The sequence below is a fragment of the Streptomyces sp. NPDC087420 genome (assembly GCF_044744165.1).
Classification (GTDB): Bacteria; Actinomycetota; Actinomycetes; order Streptomycetales; family Streptomycetaceae; genus Streptomyces.
In genome coordinates this window covers 233,057-249,851 of the sequence record NZ_JBIUXU010000003.1, presented here as the reverse complement: position 1 = coordinate 249,851, position 16,795 = coordinate 233,057, and the positions used below count along the sequence as shown (strand labels likewise).

The following is a 16,795-nucleotide window of genomic DNA, read 5'->3' as shown; positions in this document are numbered from 1 at the left end:
TGAATCCGGGGCGCGTCCTACGACACGACGTCCTTGCGGGAGAAGCCCCGGAAGGCCAGGGCGAACAGCACCACGGCGTACGTCACCGAGATCGCCGTCCCCTTGAGCATGCCGCCCCACTCCAGCTGCGGCTGGAGCGCGTCGGCCCAGGCGAACTGCCAGTGGGCGGGCAGGAAGTCCCGCCAGGACCCGAGCGCGGTCACGGCGTCCAGCACGTTGCCGATGATCGTGAGCCCCACCGCACCGCCGACCGCGCCCAGGGGGGCGTCGGTCTTCGTCGACAGCCAGAAGGCGAGCGCGGCCGTGACCAGTTGGGAGACGAAGATGAACGCGACCACCAGCGCCAGCCTCGGTACGGTGTCGCCCGCGGCCAGGGAGCCACCGGCCGGCAGCTCCAGCGGCCCCCACCCGTAGGCCACCGTGCCCGCCGCCAGGCCGACCAGCGGGAGCAGCGCCATCGCCGCCGCGCTCATCGTCAGCGCGACCACGAGCTTGCTCCAGAGCAGCCGGGCCCGGGGCACGGGCGCGGCGAGGAGATAGCGCAACGAGGACCAGCTGGCCTCGGAGGCGACGGTGTCGCCGTGGAAGAGCGCGACGGGCACCACGAGCAGGAAGCCCGCCGAGACGAAGAGACAGGTGGCGGCGAAGTTGGCGCCGGAGGCGGTCGCGGTGTCCATCAGGTTCAGCCGGCCGCCGCCGTCCCCGTCGCTGTCGCCGCCGGGGGTGCCCCCGATGGCGAAGGCGATGATCAGGACAAACGGAAGGAGGCCGAGGATGGCGCCCATCACCAGGGTGCGCCGTCGCTTGAGCTGGCGCAGCGCCTCGACCCGCAGCGGCAGCGTGTGGCGGGACCGGTAGCCGGGGGCGGATTCGGTGGCCGGCTCCCCCACAGGACTGACAGGGCCGCCAGGCCCGGCGGCTCCCGCGGCCGGTTCGGTCAGCGCGCTCATGCGGAGCCTCCTGAGATCAGGGTGAGGAACGCGTCTTCGAGGCGGCGGTGCGGTCCGACCCCTGTCAGCGACACGTCGAGCCGGACCAGTTCGGTGATGAGCGCGCCGGTCGACAGCGTCCCGCCGAGGGCGACCAGCAGTCCGTCGTCCGTCCGGACGGCGGAGCCGACCCCGGGCAGGGCGGCGATCTTCTCCAGGACGGGTTCGGACACGGGCTCGGCGGTGGTGACGAGCAGGGTGTCGCCCGAGCCGGTGATCTCCGCGACCGGACCGGCCTGGATCAGCCGGCCCTGGTGCATCACCACCAGATGCGTACAGGACTGTTCGACCTCGGAGAGGAGGTGGCTGGAGACGATGACCGTCCTGCCGCCCGCCGCGTACCTGATCATCACGTCCCTCATCTCGCGGATCTGGGGCGGGTCCAGACCGTTGGTCGGCTCGTCCAGGATCAGGAGGTCGGGCATACCGAGCATGGCCTGCGCGATGGCGAGCCGCTGCCGCATGCCCTGCGAGTAGGTGCGTACGGCACGGGCGAGCGCGTCCCCGAGTCCGGCGATCTTCAGGGCCTCCTCGATGTGGGAGTCCTCGCCGGGGCGGCCGGTCGCCTGCCAGTACAGCTCCAGGTTGGCCCGTCCCGACAGGTGCGGCAGGAAGCCCGCGCCCTCGACGAACGAGCCGACGCGCGAGAGCACCGGAGCGCCCGGCCGGATCGCGTGGCCGAACACCCGGATCTCACCGGCGTCCGGGGCGATGAGTCCCATCAGCATGCGCAGGGTGGTGGTCTTGCCGGCGCCGTTCGGGCCCAGCAGACCGAGCACCTGCCCCTTTTCGACCTGGAAGGAGAGATCACGGACGGCATAGCGGTCGGCGGACTTGGCGTAGCGCTTGGTCAGGCCGGTGATCTGGAGGGGCACCTGGGCGAGCGCCGGGTCGGGCGCGGGCGCGTTGGTGCGGCGCCTGGCGGTGAGCAGGAGGGCGGCGGCGATCAGTACGCCGATGACCGGGAGTCCCCAGACCCACCAGGGCAGCGTGGTGGCCGCAGTGGTGAGGCCGGGCACGGTCGGGACGGTCAGCGGGCTGTCCACGGACACCCGGTAGGTGGCGGGGACAACCGGGGAGGCGTAGCCGAGGTCGGTGGCGGCGAGGACAACCCGGAGCCGGTGACCGGCGTCGACCTCGTGGTCGACGGCGGGCATGGTCAGCTCGACGGCCTTGCCCTGCCGGGCGTCCTCGACCTTGACCGGTGCGACGAGTTGGGAGGGGAGGACCTGTTGTCTGCCGTCGGGGCCGACGTCGTACACCTTGCCGAAGAGCACGGCGTCACCGGTGTCGGAGGTGACGGTGACCCGGACGGTCGGTGAGCCGGTGATCCGCAACGCCTCACCGAGCGGCCGGGACTCGAAGCTCGCGTACTGGCCGGGGAAGTCGAGGGAGAGCCCGACCCCGAGCGACGACAGCTGGGACAGTCCGCCGCCCAGGCCGGGGACGGCGGAGATCGCGGGCGGGCTGGCGCCGGGCGGATTGGCGAAGGTCTTGGTGCCGCCGCTCAGCGGTACGTCGGTGCCGCCGCTCTCCAGGCCCGGGTAGCGTGCGCCGGTCGCGCCGCGCAACAGGGCCTGACCGTCGGTGGAGTCGACTCCACCGGTCCGGCTGACGCGGAAGGCGGGTCCGGTGTCGGCGCTCTTGTCGTCCTTGAGGTAGCGGTCGAACCACGAGGTGATCCGGCTCTCCACCCGTCCGGTCTCCGGGTCGCCGCCGTCGTGGCCGCCCTGTTTCCAGTCGACGTCGACCGGTGCGCCGTTGGCGCTGATCGCCTTCGCCATCGCGTCGGCCTGGCCGAGGGGGAAGAGCGAGTCGCTCTGCCCCTGGACGATCAGGGCGGGCACGTCGATGCGGTCGCCGACGGCGGAGGGGCTGCGCTGTTCCAGCATCGTGCGGGCGGCCGCGTCCGGGGTGCCGGAGACGGCGACCCGCTGGTACATGTCACACAGCTGCTTCTCGTAGGTGCCGCAGCCCCCGCCGCCGACGGAGAAGAAGATCCCGGCCCAGAGCTTCTTGAAGACACCGTCGGGGAAGAGGGCGTCGGCGAGGTTCCAGTAGGTGATCTGGGGAGCGATCGCGTCGACCCGCTTGTCGTAGCCGGCGGCGAGGAGCGAGACCGCGCCGCCGTACGACTGGCCGGTGATCCCGACCCGTGGGTCGCCCGCCTTGTCGAGCTCGACCTCCGGCCGCTTCGCCAGCCAGTCGATCATCCGGGACACGTCCTTGACCTCGCGGTCGGGGTCGTTGAGCCCGATCTTGCCGGTGGACTTCCCGAAGCCGCGCGCCGACCAGGTCAGCACCGCGTACCCGTCCCGGGCGAGTTTCTCCGCCTGGGTCCGCACGTCGTCCTTGCTCCCGCCGAAGCCGTGCCCGATCAGCACGGCCGGCCTGCGCCCGGTGCCGGAGGTGAAGTACGAGGTGTCGATCGTGGCGCCGGGCATGTCCATGGTCCGGTCCTGCCGACGCACGGCGGGCGCGCCGTCGGACGCGACGGCGGTCCAGGTGCCGGCGCCGACCAGCACCAGAGCGGCGGCCGCGCCCGCGAGCCATCGTGCACGCGGCCGGGGCCCGCGGCGTGGGGGTGGGGTCTCCATGTCTGAACCCTAAGCGGGCCCTGGGCCGTACAGCGCTGACACCGGGCTGAACCGGGCGGCATCCTCCGGTAGTACGCGGACGGGCCGCCGTACACCAGCCGTGGTAGTCGGCACACTTTCCCGGAGGCCGGCGCGCGGCCAAAACAATCCCGGCGCGTGGCCAAAACAAGCCCGTCCGGCGATTGAGGACATCAGTAACCCGCGCCGCCTCACGCACGGTGGCGCGCAAACGTCGGCCGATATTGGCGTCTTGTGCGCCCCGGGGCCACACGAGACGCTGACGCGCATCTCCACCTCGCACGCCACGCACCTTGCGCCACCCGCACCTCACGCACTACGTGCGTCTCCGCACCCCGCACCCCGTACTTGCCCGCAATCCGGACAACGAAAGGTCAGGGTCCACGACAATGGCATCCTCTGTCCGCCGCCGCCTCGGCGCGCTGATCCCCGTGATCGCCCTCGCCGCCGGCCTCCAGTTCGCCGCGGCCCCCACCGCACAGAGCGCGCCCACCGGCGAGGTCCGTCTCGCCGCCGCCGGCACCGCCGTCGAGAACAGCTGGATCGTCGTCCTCAAGGACGGTTCCACCAGCGCCGCCGATCTGGGCGCCACCCCGCAGCACGTCTACCGCACCGCCCTCCAGGGCTTCTCCACGACGATGTCCACGGCCGCCGCGCGGAAGCTGGCCGCCGACCCGCGGGTGTCGTACGTCGAGCAGAACGCGACCGTCCACCTCAACGCCACGCAGGCGAACCCGACCTGGGGCCTCGACCGCGTCGACCAGCGTGACCTGCCGCTGTCGGCGTCGTACACGTACAACACGACGGCGTCGAACGTGAACGCGTACATCATCGACACCGGGATCCGCACCTCGCACAGCGAGTTCGGCGGCCGGGCGTCGGTCGGTACGGACACCGTCGGCGGCGGCCAGAACGGCCAGGACTGCCAGGGCCACGGCACGCACGTCGCGGGAACGGTCGGCGGCGGTACGTACGGGGTCGCGAAGGGCGTCAAGCTCATCGCCGTACGGGTCCTGAACTGCCAGGGTTCCGGTACGACGGCCGGGGTCGCCGCCGGCATCGACTGGGTGACGGCCAACGCCGTGAAGCCCGCCATCGCCAACATGAGCCTGGGCGGCGGGGCGGACACCGTCCTCGACAACGCGGTGCGCAGGTCGATAGCCAGCGGCATCACGTACGCCATCGCGGCGGGCAACGGCAACGCGCTCGGCACCCCGCAGAACGCGTGCAACTACTCGCCGGCCCGGGTCGCGGAGGCGATCACCGTCGGCGCGACGGACAGCACCGACCGGCGGGCGTCGTTCTCCAACTTCGGTACGTGCCTGGACCTGTTCGCGCCGGGCGTGAGCATCACGTCGGCCTGGCGGACCAGCGACACCGCCACGAACACGATCTCCGGCACGTCGATGGCCACCCCGCACACCGCCGGGGTGGGCGCGCTGTACCTGGCGACGCACCCGACGGCGACCCCGCAGCAGGTCAGGGACGCGCTGGTGGCCGGCGCGACGAACAACAAGGTCATCAACCCGGGCACGGGCTCCCCGAACAAGCTGCTGTATTCGCTGTTCTGAGCCGACGCGGCCGTGCGCCCCGGAGGGCCCGCCGATCGGGCGGGCCCTCCGGGGTCGCGGTCAGGCTTCGTCGGCCGCCGGCTCGGCGGCCGCCGGGAGCCGGCTGCTGAGCCAGCGGAAGCGGCCGAGCTTCGGCCGGATTCTGGAATCGAGACTCCACGTGGCGCCGGCGAACGCGTAGAAGAGCGCCAACGACGCGAAGACGTAGCCGATCGAGGTGCCGGGATCGGTCGTCCCGGGACTCCAGGGGAGACCGAAGGCCTCGGCGGACGACCAGATCCCGAGGGAGAAGATCGCACTGCCCACGAAGACCAGGTTGCTGAACGCGCCGAAGATCAGACCGAGCGCGATCAAGCTCTCCACGATCGCGGTGCCGACGGCGAACAGCATGGGGTGGGCAGAACCCACGGTGTTCCAGAAATCGAGCCACTGATGGATGACGGGCGTGTGCACGGTCGAGGCCGCACCCAGATTGGCGCTGATGGTCTGCCCGTGAATGAAGCCGGGCAGCCACTTGAACGTGGCGTCGGCGGCCCAGAGAAGACCGAAACCGATCCGCACGACGGCGGCGCCATGGAGTCTGCGCAGCCCGGGTGACGAGGGATGCGGAGTACGGGCGGACACCACCGGTCCTGGCGCGGGGCGCCGGGTCAGAGTTGCCATAGGGCATATCCGTTCGAGAGCGGTATATGTGCGTAATTCAACCAATACACCGCATATCGCCGCACTGTGTGAACTTTCACGTAAAATAGTTCTTGACTTGGCGCGGGAGCGTCCAGGACGGCGTTTCCTCGCGCGGGGGCGGTCAGTTGGCCGCCCCCGCGCGAGGAAACAACGATCTCCCGGACGCGAGGAAGCAGCGATCTCCCGAACGTTTCGAGTCGCGGATTCCCTGGCCCGGGCACTCGTCAGGCTCCCGTGGGCGGGGCGCCTCGTTCCACCGATTCGGTCGGGCCCACCGGTCGTGCGGGGGCGGGGACACCGGTAACGGCGGCAGGGGCGGGCGCGGGCTCCGACGCGCGGGACCAGCGGTTCGCGATCACCGAGCAGACCGCGAGCTGGAGTTGGTGGTAGAGCATCAGCGGCAGGATCACGAGCCCCGCCGATCCCCCGAACAGCACCGCCGCCATCGGCAGTCCCGTCGCGAGGCTCTTGTTGGAGCCGCAGAACACGACGGTGACGCGGTCCTCCCGGCTGAATCCGAGACGCCGGGCGGCGTAGGACGTGGTGGTGAGGGCGACCGCCAGCAGGAGTCCGGTCAGACAGAACAGCGCGATCAGCCGGCCAGGGGTCACCTGGTGCCAGATCCCTTGCGCCATGCCCCTGCTGAAGGCCGTGTAGACCACGAGGAGGATCACTCCCCGGTCCAGGAGGCCGAGCGACTTCTTGTGGCGCCCGATGAACGCGCCGATCCAGCGGCGTACCAACTGCCCCGCCAGGAAGGGCAATAGGAGCTGACTGCCGATGGACAGCAGGCCGTGGTGCGAGAACCCGACGTCGGAGCCGACCAGCCAGGCGGCCAGCAGCGGGGTGGCGATCATCCCGAACAGACTGGAGTACGTGCCGGCGCAGACGGCGGCCGGGACGTTGCCGCGCGCCGTGGAGGTCAGCGTGATCGACGACTGGATGGTCGAGGGGACGACGCAGAGGAAGAGCAGACCGATGTAGAGCCGCTCGGTGAGCACGTGGGGGACGAGGAGGCCGACGGCCAGCCCCAGGAGAGGGAAGAGCACGAAGGTGCTCGCGCCGACCGTGAGGTGGAGCTTCCACTGCCGCAGACCGTCCAGCACCTCGCGGGTGGAGAGCCGGGCGCCGTAGAGGAAGAACAGCAGGGCGATGGCGACGTCCGCCGTGCCTTCCGCGAGCGTGGCGCCCCGGCCGGTCGCGGGCAGGAGCACCGCCAGCCCGACCGTACCGAGGAGTGCCGCGACGTACGGGTCGACCGCCCTGGGCAGGCGTCGCTTCCAGGAGGGGCGCGGGGCTGGGGCCACGGGCGTCATCTCACTCACTTCACTCACTGCCCTCGCCCTGCCAGGGCGGATGCCCGACCGCGACGGCGTCGGGGCCCGACACCTCACGGGCGTCCACGTCGATGGCGCCGCCGCCCCCGTCGTGGTCGCTGCCCGCCGTGCCCTTGCTGTGGAGCAGGGTGTTGAAGGTCCGGTCGATCTCCAGGATCGAGTCCCGGGACGAGTTGTCGACCACCAGCAGGCCGATGGTCTGGCCGGGGCGCGCCCGGTCCTCCGACTCGTCATCGTCGTCATCGCCATCGTCGAGGGCGTGCGCGACGGGAGGGGGCATCGTGACGTCCGAGGCGTGCGCGGCGACCGCGCCGTACAGCAGGCTCGCGGTCGCCACGACGAGGAGCCCCGTGGAACGTAATTGATTCACTGGGCCGGGACCGGTGCGCGGCGTTCGTGGTGCCTGCTGATGTTCTTCTCCAGCAGTTCCGTGGCCGCCTTGACCCCGACGGCGCCGGTGTGTGCCATGGCCGGGAGCCGGCCGTCGGCCGCTTTCAGTTCGAGCAGCGCGCTGTCGATCGCGCTGTGCGCGGCGAAAAGGCACGGGGTGCTGTAAATGGCGACGTCGACCGCGAGTTCCGTGAGTTCGGTCAGCGAAAGGCGGGGCGACTTCCCACCCGCGATTTGGTTGAAAAGCAAAGGTTTGGTGCCGACGACCTCGCGAATACGGCTGATCCATTCGACGCTGCGCACGCCGTCGACGAGGACGACGTCCGCGTCCGTCTCGGCCAGTGCAGCGGCACGCCGGATGATCTCGGACTCCTCCGTGGCGTCCGTACGCGCGACGACGACCAGGTTCTCCCTGCTCTCCAGCACCAGGTTGAGCTTCTCCAGGTACTCCTCCAGCGGCAGGATCTGCTTGCCGTCCGCGTGCCCGCACCTTCGGGGTCTCTTCTGATCCTCCAGGATCACACCCGACGCCCCGGCCCGCTCCAGGCGTTGCACCACGTGGCAGGCCACTTCGGGGTCCACGTAACCGTCGTCGATGTCAACGAGCAGGTGATGCGTGGGGAAGGCCAGGCGCAGCCGCTCGGTGAACTCCACCATGTCGGGCCAGGCGATGAATCCGATGTCGGGCAGCCCGTAGTGCGAGGCGGCGAAGCCGAATCCGGAGACGAAGAATCCGTCGTAGTGCTGGGCCGCGATGGAGGCGGAATACATGTCGTAGATGCCGATGAGGGGCGTGGTGCCGGGCGCTTCGACAGCCGCGCGTAAATCGCTTCCGTACTGCATGCGATCTCCTTGGTCAAGAACTCGACCGCGATTCGGCCGACGCTCTGATCTCAAATGTTCCAGAGACTCAAGGAATAGTAAAACCAATCGCGAATGCAGTACCCGTTTGACGAAACGAAGCAGGTCAAAGCCATATCTACGAATTTCCGACGACACTACGAACCATGACGGAAGTTTCGTTTCTCTCCCACGCGGAATGGGGCGTGAAGATTATTATCCGTGATGCGCCGTCATGCCAAAAAAAGCTCCGGAGGAATGGATGCCTTATACAGGTACGGAGTGCGCGGCGGCGAAGAGCCCGCGCTGGAACAAGCGGTAAGGCAATGCGGACTGCCGCAGATCCCGCTGCACGCCGGCGGGAGCGCGCTTCAACTCCCGCTTCCAGACGGCCCGATCGGCGTGCACGTCCCGGTCGCAGCTCGACAGACACGCGTGCCGCAACGCCCAGTCGAACCCGTCCCGCGAGATCTCCACAGCGAGAACGGTCTCCTGCCCCTCCTTGAGCCCCCACCCGCACCGGTACATCATCCAGAGGAACGAGGGCTTGATCCACGTCATCCGGTCCCGCTTCCACACGTCGGGAAACCGCCCGTCCCGCGCGGCGGGCAGCCCGATGGCCGGCCGGTACGCCTGGTAGACGGTGATCGTCTCAACGGTGTGCAGCGCGCGGATCTGGCGCGTCGGTATCGCTATGACAGTTCCCTGCCCTTGAGAGCGGCCACGAAAAAGGCCCACGCCGGGGCAGGGAAAGCGAGCATGGGGCCGTGGGGGGTCTTGGAATCGCGCACAGGAACGTGTACGTACCCGTCCGCGACCTCCAAGCAGTCGCCGTTACCGCCGCCGCTGTAGCTGGACTTCCGCCAGCACTCACTGCCGGTCACGTTCGTGCTCCTCTGCTACGGCCCTGGTCAAAGCCAGCTACTACGACAGGTCCCCACCCTTGAGCGCTGCCACGAAGGAGGCCCAGGCCGGGGCCGGGAAGGTGAGTGCGGGGCCGTGGGGGTTCTTGGAGTCACGGACGGGGACGTGCGCGTATCCGTCGGCGACCTCCAGGCACTCGCCCCCGCCGCCACCGCTGTAGCTCGACTTCCGCCAGCGCTCACTGCCGATCATGCTCGTATTCCTTTGCTACGGCCCTGGTCAGGGCAAGCGACTCCACCTGCGACAACGCCTCTCCCAGAGCCATATCGTAGGCGGCCTGACACTTGCTCACCAGGGCCGGATCATCCATCAAGTTCCCTGTGTACAGCCCCTCGACGTAGGCGACAGGCGCTGTGTCCTTGAAGCTGAGCAAGGTGAGCAGACTCTCCATCAGCGCATGCGCTCCGCCTCGGAACGGCAGGACGTGATACCGCAGCCGCCCCGCTTCAGCCAAGTCCGCAATCTTGTGCAGCTGTTGAGCCATGGCCTGCGCGCCACCGACTTCCCGCCGGAGCACCGCCTCGTCCAGGAGGGTCCACACTACGGGCCCCGAGGGGGCAGTAAGGATCTGTGCTCGTTCCATGCGGTTGACAACATGCTGGTCAATGTCGGTGTCCCAGTGATTCGGCAGGTAGGCGCGGAACACCTCGCGCGCATACGCCTCCGTCTGGAGAAGGCCCGGGATGAGCGTGAGGCCGTACTGCCGGATCTCCGTGGCATATCGCTCCAACTCCGCTGCCTCAGCGAAGTAGTTGACGAACTTGAGGTCCAGGTCCCCCAGCCACCGCAGGAAATACCCGTCCGTACCCAGCGCCTGGTCCAGGCGCCGCGCGTCCTCCGGGTTGGGTAAGCGGCGGCCCGCCTCGAAGTGGCTGATCAGCGTAGGCGAACACACCACCACCTCGCTCAACGCCTCCTGCGTCAGGCCCGCGGCCAGGCGGCGGAGTCTCAGCTCTTCGCCGTACTTCTCCCTGAGCGTCCGCGACTTCCGTGCCTCCGGCATGGGATCAACTCCTCACTTGAAACGCGTGCTGTCAGGCCAATCCACCTAGAAGCGTAGCGAGTCAAGCTCCAGGCTGTGAGGGAATCATCACAGTGAGCAACGAACTTGGAGGTGGCGGCCAGATGGCTCTCGACCCGAACGGCACCGTCGTCATGCGGTGGAGTCGTCATCCGCGGTGTGTGGGGCTGGCGCGGCTGGAACTGCGGAAGGCGCTCCTGGGGTGGGGGCTGTCGTCCGTGGAGGACTCCGCCGTGCTCATTCTCTCGGAGCTGCTGACCAACGCGGCGCGGCACGCGCGGGTTTCGCCGGGGCGGGAGATCGAGACCCGGTTCTTCGGGACGCCCGGAGGTCTCCGTATCGAGGTCCACGACGCTTCCTCCGACAAGCCCGAGCAGCGTACGCCGGACCTCGACGCCACCGACGGGCGCGGGCTCGTGCTCGTCGCGGCGCTGGCGGACGCATGGGGGGTCAGTGACCGGCTCGGGCCGGGGAAGCTCGTTTGGGCCGAGCTGGCGCCCCCGCCGGAAAGCTGAGCGGACTGCGGCGGAACGGCCGGGCTGTCCTAGGGACGCCCGTACGCTCAACGCGTGAACATTGATGATCTTGAGTGGCAGTCTCGGCGGCTCGGTGGGATTCCGCCCGTCCTGGTCAACCTGCTGGTGGAGCGGGGACACGTCGAACTGTTGATACGGGCGGCAACGGAGCGGGGGGAGTGGTTCTGTGCCCGGGCGGCGGTGCGCGAGCTGTGCGCGGCGGCCGAGTTCGAGCGGGCTCTGGGCGTGATGGAGCCGTTTGCCGAGGTCGGCTGGGAGCCGGCGCGCTGGGCCGTTGCCGACATCCTGCTGCAGGCGGGACGGGTGCGGCAGGCGCTGGACCGGGTCCGCCCGGACGATGCGGGGCGGGCATCGGAGTACGTGTGCCAGGACTTCGCGGGACTGCTGGTCAAGGCCGGGCAGGTGGACGAGGCGATCAGCATCCTCACACCGCACCTGGACCGGTCGTGGCTCCTGTCCACCCTGGTCGAGCTGACCGACGGGCAGGACCGGGACGAGCGGGTCCTGGAACTGATCGCACCGAAAGCCGAGCGGGCCCGCAACGCCCGCGGCGCGGAACGGTGGAAACTCGATGCCAGCAATGCACAGGACCTTCAGGCCCAGGTCCTCGAACGCGCGGGCCGCGTGGATGAGGCCGTCCAGGTACTCGGAGCAGACATAGCCGCCGGCCGCTTCCTGGTCCAGAACACGCTCACCGCCTATGCCGAACTCCTCCGGCGCAACGGGTGCATGGAGGAACTGCGTGCTTTGGGCACCGGAGAGCACGCGTACATTGGCTTGCCGTACTACGCCAGGGCCCTCGAAGACCGGGGACAGGCCGACGAGGCCGAGGCCGTCCTGCGGCGCTTCATCACCGCCGACGAGTCGACGGACCGCTTCCTCTGGCCCCTGATCGAACTGCTGGGCCGCCAGGGCCGGACCGAGGAAGCCGTCGAGGTAGGACGACCCACGTTCGACTACCACGACGCATGCCTTCTCGAAGGCGTCATCCACCTCTTGGCCGAGGCCGGGCGTCCTGACGACGCGCTGGCCATCCTCGGCGAACGCGATGCCAAGTTCATCGACGAGCACGCGTCCTGGTTCCACTCGAACCGGATATGGCTGCTCGGCGAGGCCGGCCGGTACGAAGAAGCCCTCACCTACGCCGCGACCATGCCGACGAACCTGTACGGACTGACAGCCAGCACCGCGCGGATCCTGGAGCGGTCAGGACGCGTCGAAGAAGCCCTCGCCCTGCTCCGGGCCGATACCGACGTGCCGGCCTGGGAAGTCGCTGCACTCCTCGTCCGGCAGGGCCGTGCGGCCGAAGCGATCGAAGGCATGCCTCCCCTCTCCGAACTCCGTGCGGCTGGCCGGCGGCGTGAAGCGGCCCTCCAAGCCACCCGCGGCCCGGACGCCCCTCCCTTCTAGACGAGATGTCCGGTAGTCACAGCCGCGGCCCTACGTCAGGCGTCAGTGGTTGCGGGGGAAGCCCAGGTCCACGCCCGCCGGGGCCTCGGACGGGTCCGGCCAGCGGGTGGTGACGACCTTGCCGCGCGTGTAGAAGTGCACGCCGTCGTTGCCGTAGATGTGGTGGTCGCCGAAGAGGGAGTCCTTCCAGCCGCCGAAGGAGTGGTAGCCCACCGGCACCGGGATCGGCACGTTCACGCCGACCATGCCGGCCTCGACCTCCAGCTGGAAGCGGCGGGCGGCGCCGCCGTCGCGGGTGAAGATCGCCGTGCCGTTGCCGAACGGCGACGCGTTGATCAGGGCGATGCCCTCCTCGTACGTCTCCGTGCGGAGGACGACCAGGACCGGGCCGAAGATCTCGTCGCGGTACGCGTCGGAGTCGGTGGAGACCTTGTCGAGGAGGGACAGGCCGATCCAGTGGCCGTCCTCGAAGCCCTCGACCGTGTGGCCCGTACCGTCCAGGACGACCTCCGCGCCCTGGGCCGCCGCGCCCGTGACGTACGAGGCCACCTTGTCGCGGTGGACCTTGGTGATCAGCGGGCCCATCTCGGAGGCGGGGTCGTTGCCGGGGCCGATGACGATCTTCTCGGCGCGCTCGCGGATCTTGTCGACCAGCTCGTCGCCGATCGCGCCGACCGCCACGACCGCCGAGATGGCCATGCAGCGCTCACCGGCGGAGCCGTACGCCGCCGAGACCGCCGCGTCCGCCGCCGCGTCCAGGTCGGCGTCCGGCAGGACCAGCATGTGGTTCTTGGCGCCGCCGAGGGCCTGGACCCGCTTGTGGTTCGCCGAGGCCGTCGTGTGGATGTGCCGGGCGATCGGCGTGGACCCCACGAAGGAGACGGCCGCGATGTCCGGGTGGGCCAACAGCGCCTCCACCGCGACCCGGTCGCCGTGCACCACGTTCAGCACGCCGTCGGGCAGCCCTGCCTCCGAGGCCAGCTCGGCGAGGAGGTTGGCGGCCGACGGGTCCTTCTCGCTGGGCTTGAGGACAAACGTGTTGCCGCAGGCGACGGCCAGCGGGAACATCCACATCGGCACCATCGCCGGGAAGTTGAAGGGCGTGATGCCCGCGACCACGCCCAGCGACTGGCGGATCGAGGAGACGTCGACCCGGCTGGAGACCTGGGTGGACAGCTCGCCCTTGAGCTGTGTGGTGATCCCGCAGGCCAGCTCCACGATCTCCAGGCCGCGCGCGACCTCGCCGAGCGCGTCCGAGTGCACCTTGCCGTGCTCGGCGGTGATCAGCGCGGCGAGGTCGTCGCGGTGGGCGTCGAGGAGGGCGCGGTAGCGGAAGAGGATGCCCGTCCGCTGGGAGAGGGACGACGTGCCCCAGGTCGCGTACGCGGCTTTCGCGACGGCGACCGCCGCGTCCACCTCCTCGGTGGACGCGAGCGCGACCTGGGTGGTGACGGCTCCGGTCGCCGGGTCCGTCACGGGACCCCAGTTGCCCGAGGCGCCCTCGACGGTCTTGCCACCGATCCAGTGGTGGACGGTCTTCATTGCGTTACTCCCTCAGAAATCGCGCTCACAGGACGCGCCCACGGATCGCGGCCACGGGTCGTGCTCACAGGTGACGGCGCCGGGCCCGGGTGTGCCGGTCGTACTCCTCACGGGCCTTGACCGCCGCCGCGCGGGTCGCGGTCTCCGCCACGGGAACATCCCACCATGCCTGGGCCGGTGGGACGCCCGACACTGTGTCTGCGGTTTCGGTCTCCACGTAGACACATGTGGGGCCCTCGGCCGCGCGTGCCTCCGCGAGTGCTTCGCGCAGGTCGCGGACGGTCTTGGCGCGGATCACCCGCATCCCGAGCGAGGCCGCGTTGGCGGCGAGGTCGACGGGGAGCGGGGCGCCGGTGAACGTGTCGTCCGCGGCCCGGAAGCGGTACGCCGTACCGAACCGCTCCGCGCCGACCGACTCGGAGAGGCCGCCGATCGAGGCGTACCCGTGGTTCTGGACCAGGACGACCTTGAGGGGCAGCCGCTCCTGGACCGCCGTGACGATCTCAGTCGGGTTCATCAGGTACGTACCGTCCCCGACCAGCGCCCAGACCGGCCGGCCTGGCGCGGCGAGTTGGACGCCGATGGCGGCGGGGATCTCGTATCCCATGCAGGAGTAGCCGTACTCCACGTGGTACTGGTCGCGGGAACGGGCCCGCCACAGCTTGTGCAGGTCGCCGGGGAGCGAACCGGCCGCGTTGATGACGATGTCCTCGTCCGTCACCAGCGCGTCCAGCGCCCCGAGGACCTGGGCCTGGGTGGGTCGGGTCAGCTCCTCGTCGGTGGACAGGGCGGCATCCACGCGGTGTTCCCAACGCTCCTTGTCCTCCCCGTACTCCACCGCGTAGGCGGGGTCGACCCGGTGGCCGGCGAGACCTTCGGTCAGCCCTTCCAGCGCCGTACGGGCATCGGCCACCAGAGGTTCTGCGGCCAGCTTGTGGGCGTCGAAGCCGGTGACGTTGATGTTGAGGAAGCGGACGTCGGGGTGGGCGAACAGGGTGGCGGACGCGGTCGAGAAGTCCGACCAGCGCGTGCCGACCCCGATCACCAGGTCGGCGGTCCTGGCCAATTCGTCGGCGGTGGCGGTGCCGGTGTGACCGATGCCGCCGACGTCGCTGGGGTGGTCGAAGCGCAGGGAGCCCTTGCCCGCCTGGGTGGAGGCGACGGGCACCCCGGTCGCGTCGGCGAACGCGGCCAGGGCGTCCTCCGCACGGCTGTGGTGGACCCCGCCGCCCGCGACGAGCAGCGGGCGGCGCGCTTCCCGTACGAGCCTGACCGCCTCGGCCAGTTCGTACGGATCGGGCGCCTGGCGGCGCACGCGCCAGACGCGCTCGGCGAAGAACTCCTCCGGCCAGTCGAACGCCTCCGCCTGTACGTCCTGCGGCAGCGCGAGCGTGACCGCGCCGGTCTCGGCCGGGTCGCTGAGGACGCGCATCGCGGCGAGCGCGGCCGGGATCAGCGCCTCGGGGCGGCTGACACGGTCGAAGTAACGGGAGACGGGCCGCAGGGCGTCGTTGACGGTGACGTCACCCGCGAAGGGGGCTTCGAGCTGCTGGAGGACGGGGTCGGCGGGACGGGTGGCGAAGGTGTCGCCGGGGAGCAGCAACACGGGCAGGCGGTTGATGGTGGCGAGGGCGGCGCCGGTGACGAGGTTGGTGGCGCCGGGGCCGATGGAGGTGGTCACGGCGTGCGCGGAGAGGCGGTTGCTCTGGCGGGCGTACCCCACCGCGGCGTGCACCATGGCTTGTTCGTTTCGTCCCTGCAAGTACCTCATGTCCCCGCCGGACTCGACAAGGGCTTGGCCGATACCCGCCACGTTGCCGTGCCCGAAGATGCCCCAGGTGGCAGGGATCAGCCGCTGCCGGTGGCCGTCCCGCTCGCTGTACTGCCGGGCGAGGAACGTGATCAGCGCCTGGGCGACGGTGAGACGGCGCGTGCTCATCGGGGGTCCTCCTCGGCTCGGTTTCCGGCGGTGGTGGCGCGGGGGTCGGTGCTCTGCGCGGCGGGGGCTTCGTACAGCGGCAGGCGGGGGTCCACGGGCTGTTCGGGCCAGGTGTCCCGGATCCAGCCGTGGTCGGGGTGGTCCCGGATCAGCCACTCCCGGGACTCCCCCGGTCCCGCCATCACGTTGAGGTAGTACATGTCCCGGCCGGGCGCGGCGATGGACGGGCCGTGCCAGCCGTCGGGGATGAGGACGGTGTCGCCCGTACGGACCTCGGCGAGAACGTCCGTACCGCCGGGGCGCGAGGGCGAGACCCGGTGGTAGCCGAGGCCGTCGGTCTTGCCCTCACCCCCCGAGCCCCCCGATCCCCCCGATCCCCCCGAGTCGATCTCGAAGTAGTAGATCTCCTCCAGCTCGGACTCGACGCCGGGGGTGTGCTCGTCGTGCTTGTGCGGCGGGTAGGACGACCAGTTGCCGCCCGGGGTGAGCACCTCGACCGCGATGAGCCGGTCGCACTCGAAGACGCCGGCGGCGGCGAAGTTGTTGACCTGGCGCGAGCAGTTGCCCGCGCCGCGCAGCTCGACCGGAACCTCCGGCGCGGGGCCGTAGCGAGCGGGGAGTCGTCGCTCGCACTTCGCTCCTGCCAGGGCGAAGCGGCCTCCCGCACCGGAGGCGATCTGCGCATGGGCATCGCGCGGTACGTACGCGAAGTCGGTGACCCCGCCGAACACGCTTTCCCTGCCCAGCAGTTCAAAAAACTCGCCCTCCGTGTGCACCGTACAACCGCCGGTGAGCGGAAGCACGATCCATTCACTGTCCCCCGTGGACAGGGTGTGTGAACCGCCCGGGGGCAACTCCAGGACACGCAGGGCGCTGTGGGCCCAGCCGGCCCGCTCGGGGTCGATGTCGAGGGCGTAGGGGCCGCGTGCCGAACCGCCCGCCCGCACATGGCGGCCGGACGACGGGTCGTGATGGTTCGTCATGGGGTGTCCGTACC

The 16,795-nt window shown here is 70.0% G+C and carries 14 protein-coding genes and 2 pseudogenes; 3 read left to right on the top strand and 13 right to left on the bottom strand.

Translation table 11 applies throughout. The annotated features are described in order from the left end of the window. Positions 1-17 precede the first annotated feature (17 nt). Positions 18-950, bottom strand: coding sequence for an ABC transporter permease subunit (locus tag ACIO1C_RS07210; RefSeq protein WP_327236582.1), 933 nt, complete (start codon positions 948-950; stop codon positions 18-20). Continuing rightward, positions 947-3,586 (bottom strand): alpha/beta fold hydrolase, encoded by a 2,640-nt coding sequence (locus ACIO1C_RS07205; protein WP_401859502.1) that lies wholly within the window; start codon positions 3,584-3,586, stop codon positions 947-949. The genes ACIO1C_RS07210 and ACIO1C_RS07205 overlap by 4 nt, the downstream gene beginning before the upstream one ends. 407 nt (positions 3,587-3,993) lie before the next feature. Here ACIO1C_RS07205 and ACIO1C_RS07200 point away from each other — a divergent pair, with 407 nt between their 5' ends. Further along, a complete protein-coding gene (locus ACIO1C_RS07200; protein WP_401859500.1) occupies positions 3,994-5,175 on the top strand; it encodes a S8 family peptidase in 1,182 nt (393 codons plus the stop codon). Positions 5,176-5,235: 60 nt separating this feature from the next. Here ACIO1C_RS07200 and ACIO1C_RS07195 read toward each other — a convergent pair whose 3' ends face one another. The 8 genes and pseudogenes from ACIO1C_RS07195 to ACIO1C_RS07160 all read right to left on the bottom strand — a co-directional run bounded on the left by ACIO1C_RS07195 (position 5,236) and on the right by ACIO1C_RS07160 (position 10,353). Further along, positions 5,236-5,838: a hypothetical protein gene (locus ACIO1C_RS07195; RefSeq protein WP_401859498.1), complete on the bottom strand. Its 603-nt coding sequence runs from the start codon at positions 5,836-5,838 to the stop codon at positions 5,236-5,238. A 245-nt stretch (positions 5,839-6,083) separates the two neighbouring features. Then, complete coding sequence (locus tag ACIO1C_RS07190) at positions 6,084-7,175, bottom strand: bile acid:sodium symporter family protein (protein WP_401859959.1); 1,092 nt, start codon at positions 7,173-7,175, stop codon at positions 6,084-6,086. A 10-nt stretch (positions 7,176-7,185) separates the two neighbouring features. Next, entirely contained in the window at positions 7,186-7,533 is a 348-nt protein-coding gene (locus ACIO1C_RS07185) for a hypothetical protein (protein ID WP_401859496.1), read from the bottom strand. Between the two features lie 29 nt (positions 7,534-7,562). Then, positions 7,563-8,429, bottom strand: coding sequence for an oxaloacetate decarboxylase (locus ACIO1C_RS07180; RefSeq protein WP_401859494.1), 867 nt, complete (start codon positions 8,427-8,429; stop codon positions 7,563-7,565). A gap of 282 nt (positions 8,430-8,711) precedes the next feature. Then, positions 8,712-9,122 (bottom strand): annotated as a pseudogene (locus ACIO1C_RS07175) (DUF4291 family protein); the annotation flags it as partial. Continuing rightward, positions 9,119-9,310, bottom strand: a complete 192-nt coding sequence (locus tag ACIO1C_RS07170; RefSeq protein ID WP_401859492.1) for a DUF397 domain-containing protein — start codon at positions 9,308-9,310, stop codon at positions 9,119-9,121. The gene ACIO1C_RS07170 and the pseudogene ACIO1C_RS07175, both read right to left, overlap by 4 nt. Before the next feature lie 40 nt (positions 9,311-9,350). Then, a complete protein-coding gene (locus tag ACIO1C_RS07165) occupies positions 9,351-9,542 on the bottom strand; it encodes a DUF397 domain-containing protein (protein WP_401859490.1) in 192 nt (63 codons plus the stop codon). After that, complete coding sequence (locus ACIO1C_RS07160) at positions 9,529-10,353, bottom strand: Scr1 family TA system antitoxin-like transcriptional regulator (RefSeq protein ID WP_401859488.1); 825 nt, start codon at positions 10,351-10,353, stop codon at positions 9,529-9,531. Before ACIO1C_RS07160 ends, ACIO1C_RS07165 begins: the two co-directional genes overlap by 14 nt. 92 nt (positions 10,354-10,445) lie before the next feature. On the opposite strand from ACIO1C_RS07160, the gene ACIO1C_RS07155 reads away from it, so the two are divergent. Both ACIO1C_RS07155 and ACIO1C_RS07150 read left to right on the top strand, forming a co-directional pair. Further along, entirely contained in the window at positions 10,446-10,886 is a 441-nt protein-coding gene (locus tag ACIO1C_RS07155) for an ATP-binding protein (RefSeq protein ID WP_401859486.1), read from the top strand. A gap of 54 nt (positions 10,887-10,940) precedes the next feature. Further along, complete coding sequence (locus tag ACIO1C_RS07150; RefSeq protein WP_401859484.1) at positions 10,941-12,317, top strand: hypothetical protein; 1,377 nt, start codon at positions 10,941-10,943, stop codon at positions 12,315-12,317. Between the two features lie 42 nt (positions 12,318-12,359). Here ACIO1C_RS07150 and ACIO1C_RS07145 read toward each other — a convergent pair whose 3' ends face one another. The 3 genes and pseudogenes from ACIO1C_RS07145 to iolB form a co-directional block, all read right to left on the bottom strand. Beyond that, a complete protein-coding gene (locus tag ACIO1C_RS07145) occupies positions 12,360-13,859 on the bottom strand; it encodes a CoA-acylating methylmalonate-semialdehyde dehydrogenase (protein ID WP_401859482.1) in 1,500 nt (499 codons plus the stop codon). A gap of 64 nt (positions 13,860-13,923) precedes the next feature. Beyond that, a complete protein-coding gene (iolD, locus tag ACIO1C_RS07140; protein ID WP_401859480.1) occupies positions 13,924-15,798 on the bottom strand; it encodes a 3D-(3,5/4)-trihydroxycyclohexane-1,2-dione acylhydrolase (decyclizing) in 1,875 nt (624 codons plus the stop codon). Between the two features lie 176 nt (positions 15,799-15,974). Next, positions 15,975-16,781: pseudogene (iolB, locus tag ACIO1C_RS07135) on the bottom strand (5-deoxy-glucuronate isomerase); the annotation flags it as partial. Between the last annotated feature and the right edge of the window lie 14 nt (positions 16,782-16,795).

What these genes read in the sequence shown, in the direction of transcription:
- ACIO1C_RS07210 (WP_327236582.1), bottom strand. Translation starts at nt 950, where the DNA reads ATGAGCGCGCTGACCGAACCGGCCGCGGGAGCCGCCGGGCCTGGCGGC.
- ACIO1C_RS07205 (WP_401859502.1), bottom strand. Translation starts at nt 3,586, where the DNA reads ATGGAGACCCCACCCCCACGCCGCGGGCCCCGGCCGCGTGCACGATGG.
- ACIO1C_RS07200 (WP_401859500.1), top strand. Translation starts at nt 3,994, where the DNA reads ATGGCATCCTCTGTCCGCCGCCGCCTCGGCGCGCTGATCCCCGTGATC.
- ACIO1C_RS07195 (WP_401859498.1), bottom strand. Translation starts at nt 5,838, where the DNA reads ATGGCAACTCTGACCCGGCGCCCCGCGCCAGGACCGGTGGTGTCCGCC.
- ACIO1C_RS07190 (WP_401859959.1), bottom strand. Translation starts at nt 7,175, where the DNA reads ATGACGCCCGTGGCCCCAGCCCCGCGCCCCTCCTGGAAGCGACGCCTG.
- ACIO1C_RS07180 (WP_401859494.1), bottom strand. Translation starts at nt 8,429, where the DNA reads ATGCAGTACGGAAGCGATTTACGCGCGGCTGTCGAAGCGCCCGGCACC.
- ACIO1C_RS07165 (WP_401859490.1), bottom strand. Translation starts at nt 9,542, where the DNA reads ATGATCGGCAGTGAGCGCTGGCGGAAGTCGAGCTACAGCGGTGGCGGC.
- ACIO1C_RS07160 (WP_401859488.1), bottom strand. Translation starts at nt 10,353, where the DNA reads ATGCCGGAGGCACGGAAGTCGCGGACGCTCAGGGAGAAGTACGGCGAA.
- ACIO1C_RS07145 (WP_401859482.1), bottom strand. Translation starts at nt 13,859, where the DNA reads ATGAAGACCGTCCACCACTGGATCGGTGGCAAGACCGTCGAGGGCGCC.
- iolD (WP_401859480.1), bottom strand. Translation starts at nt 15,798, where the DNA reads ATGAGCACGCGCCGTCTCACCGTCGCCCAGGCGCTGATCACGTTCCTC.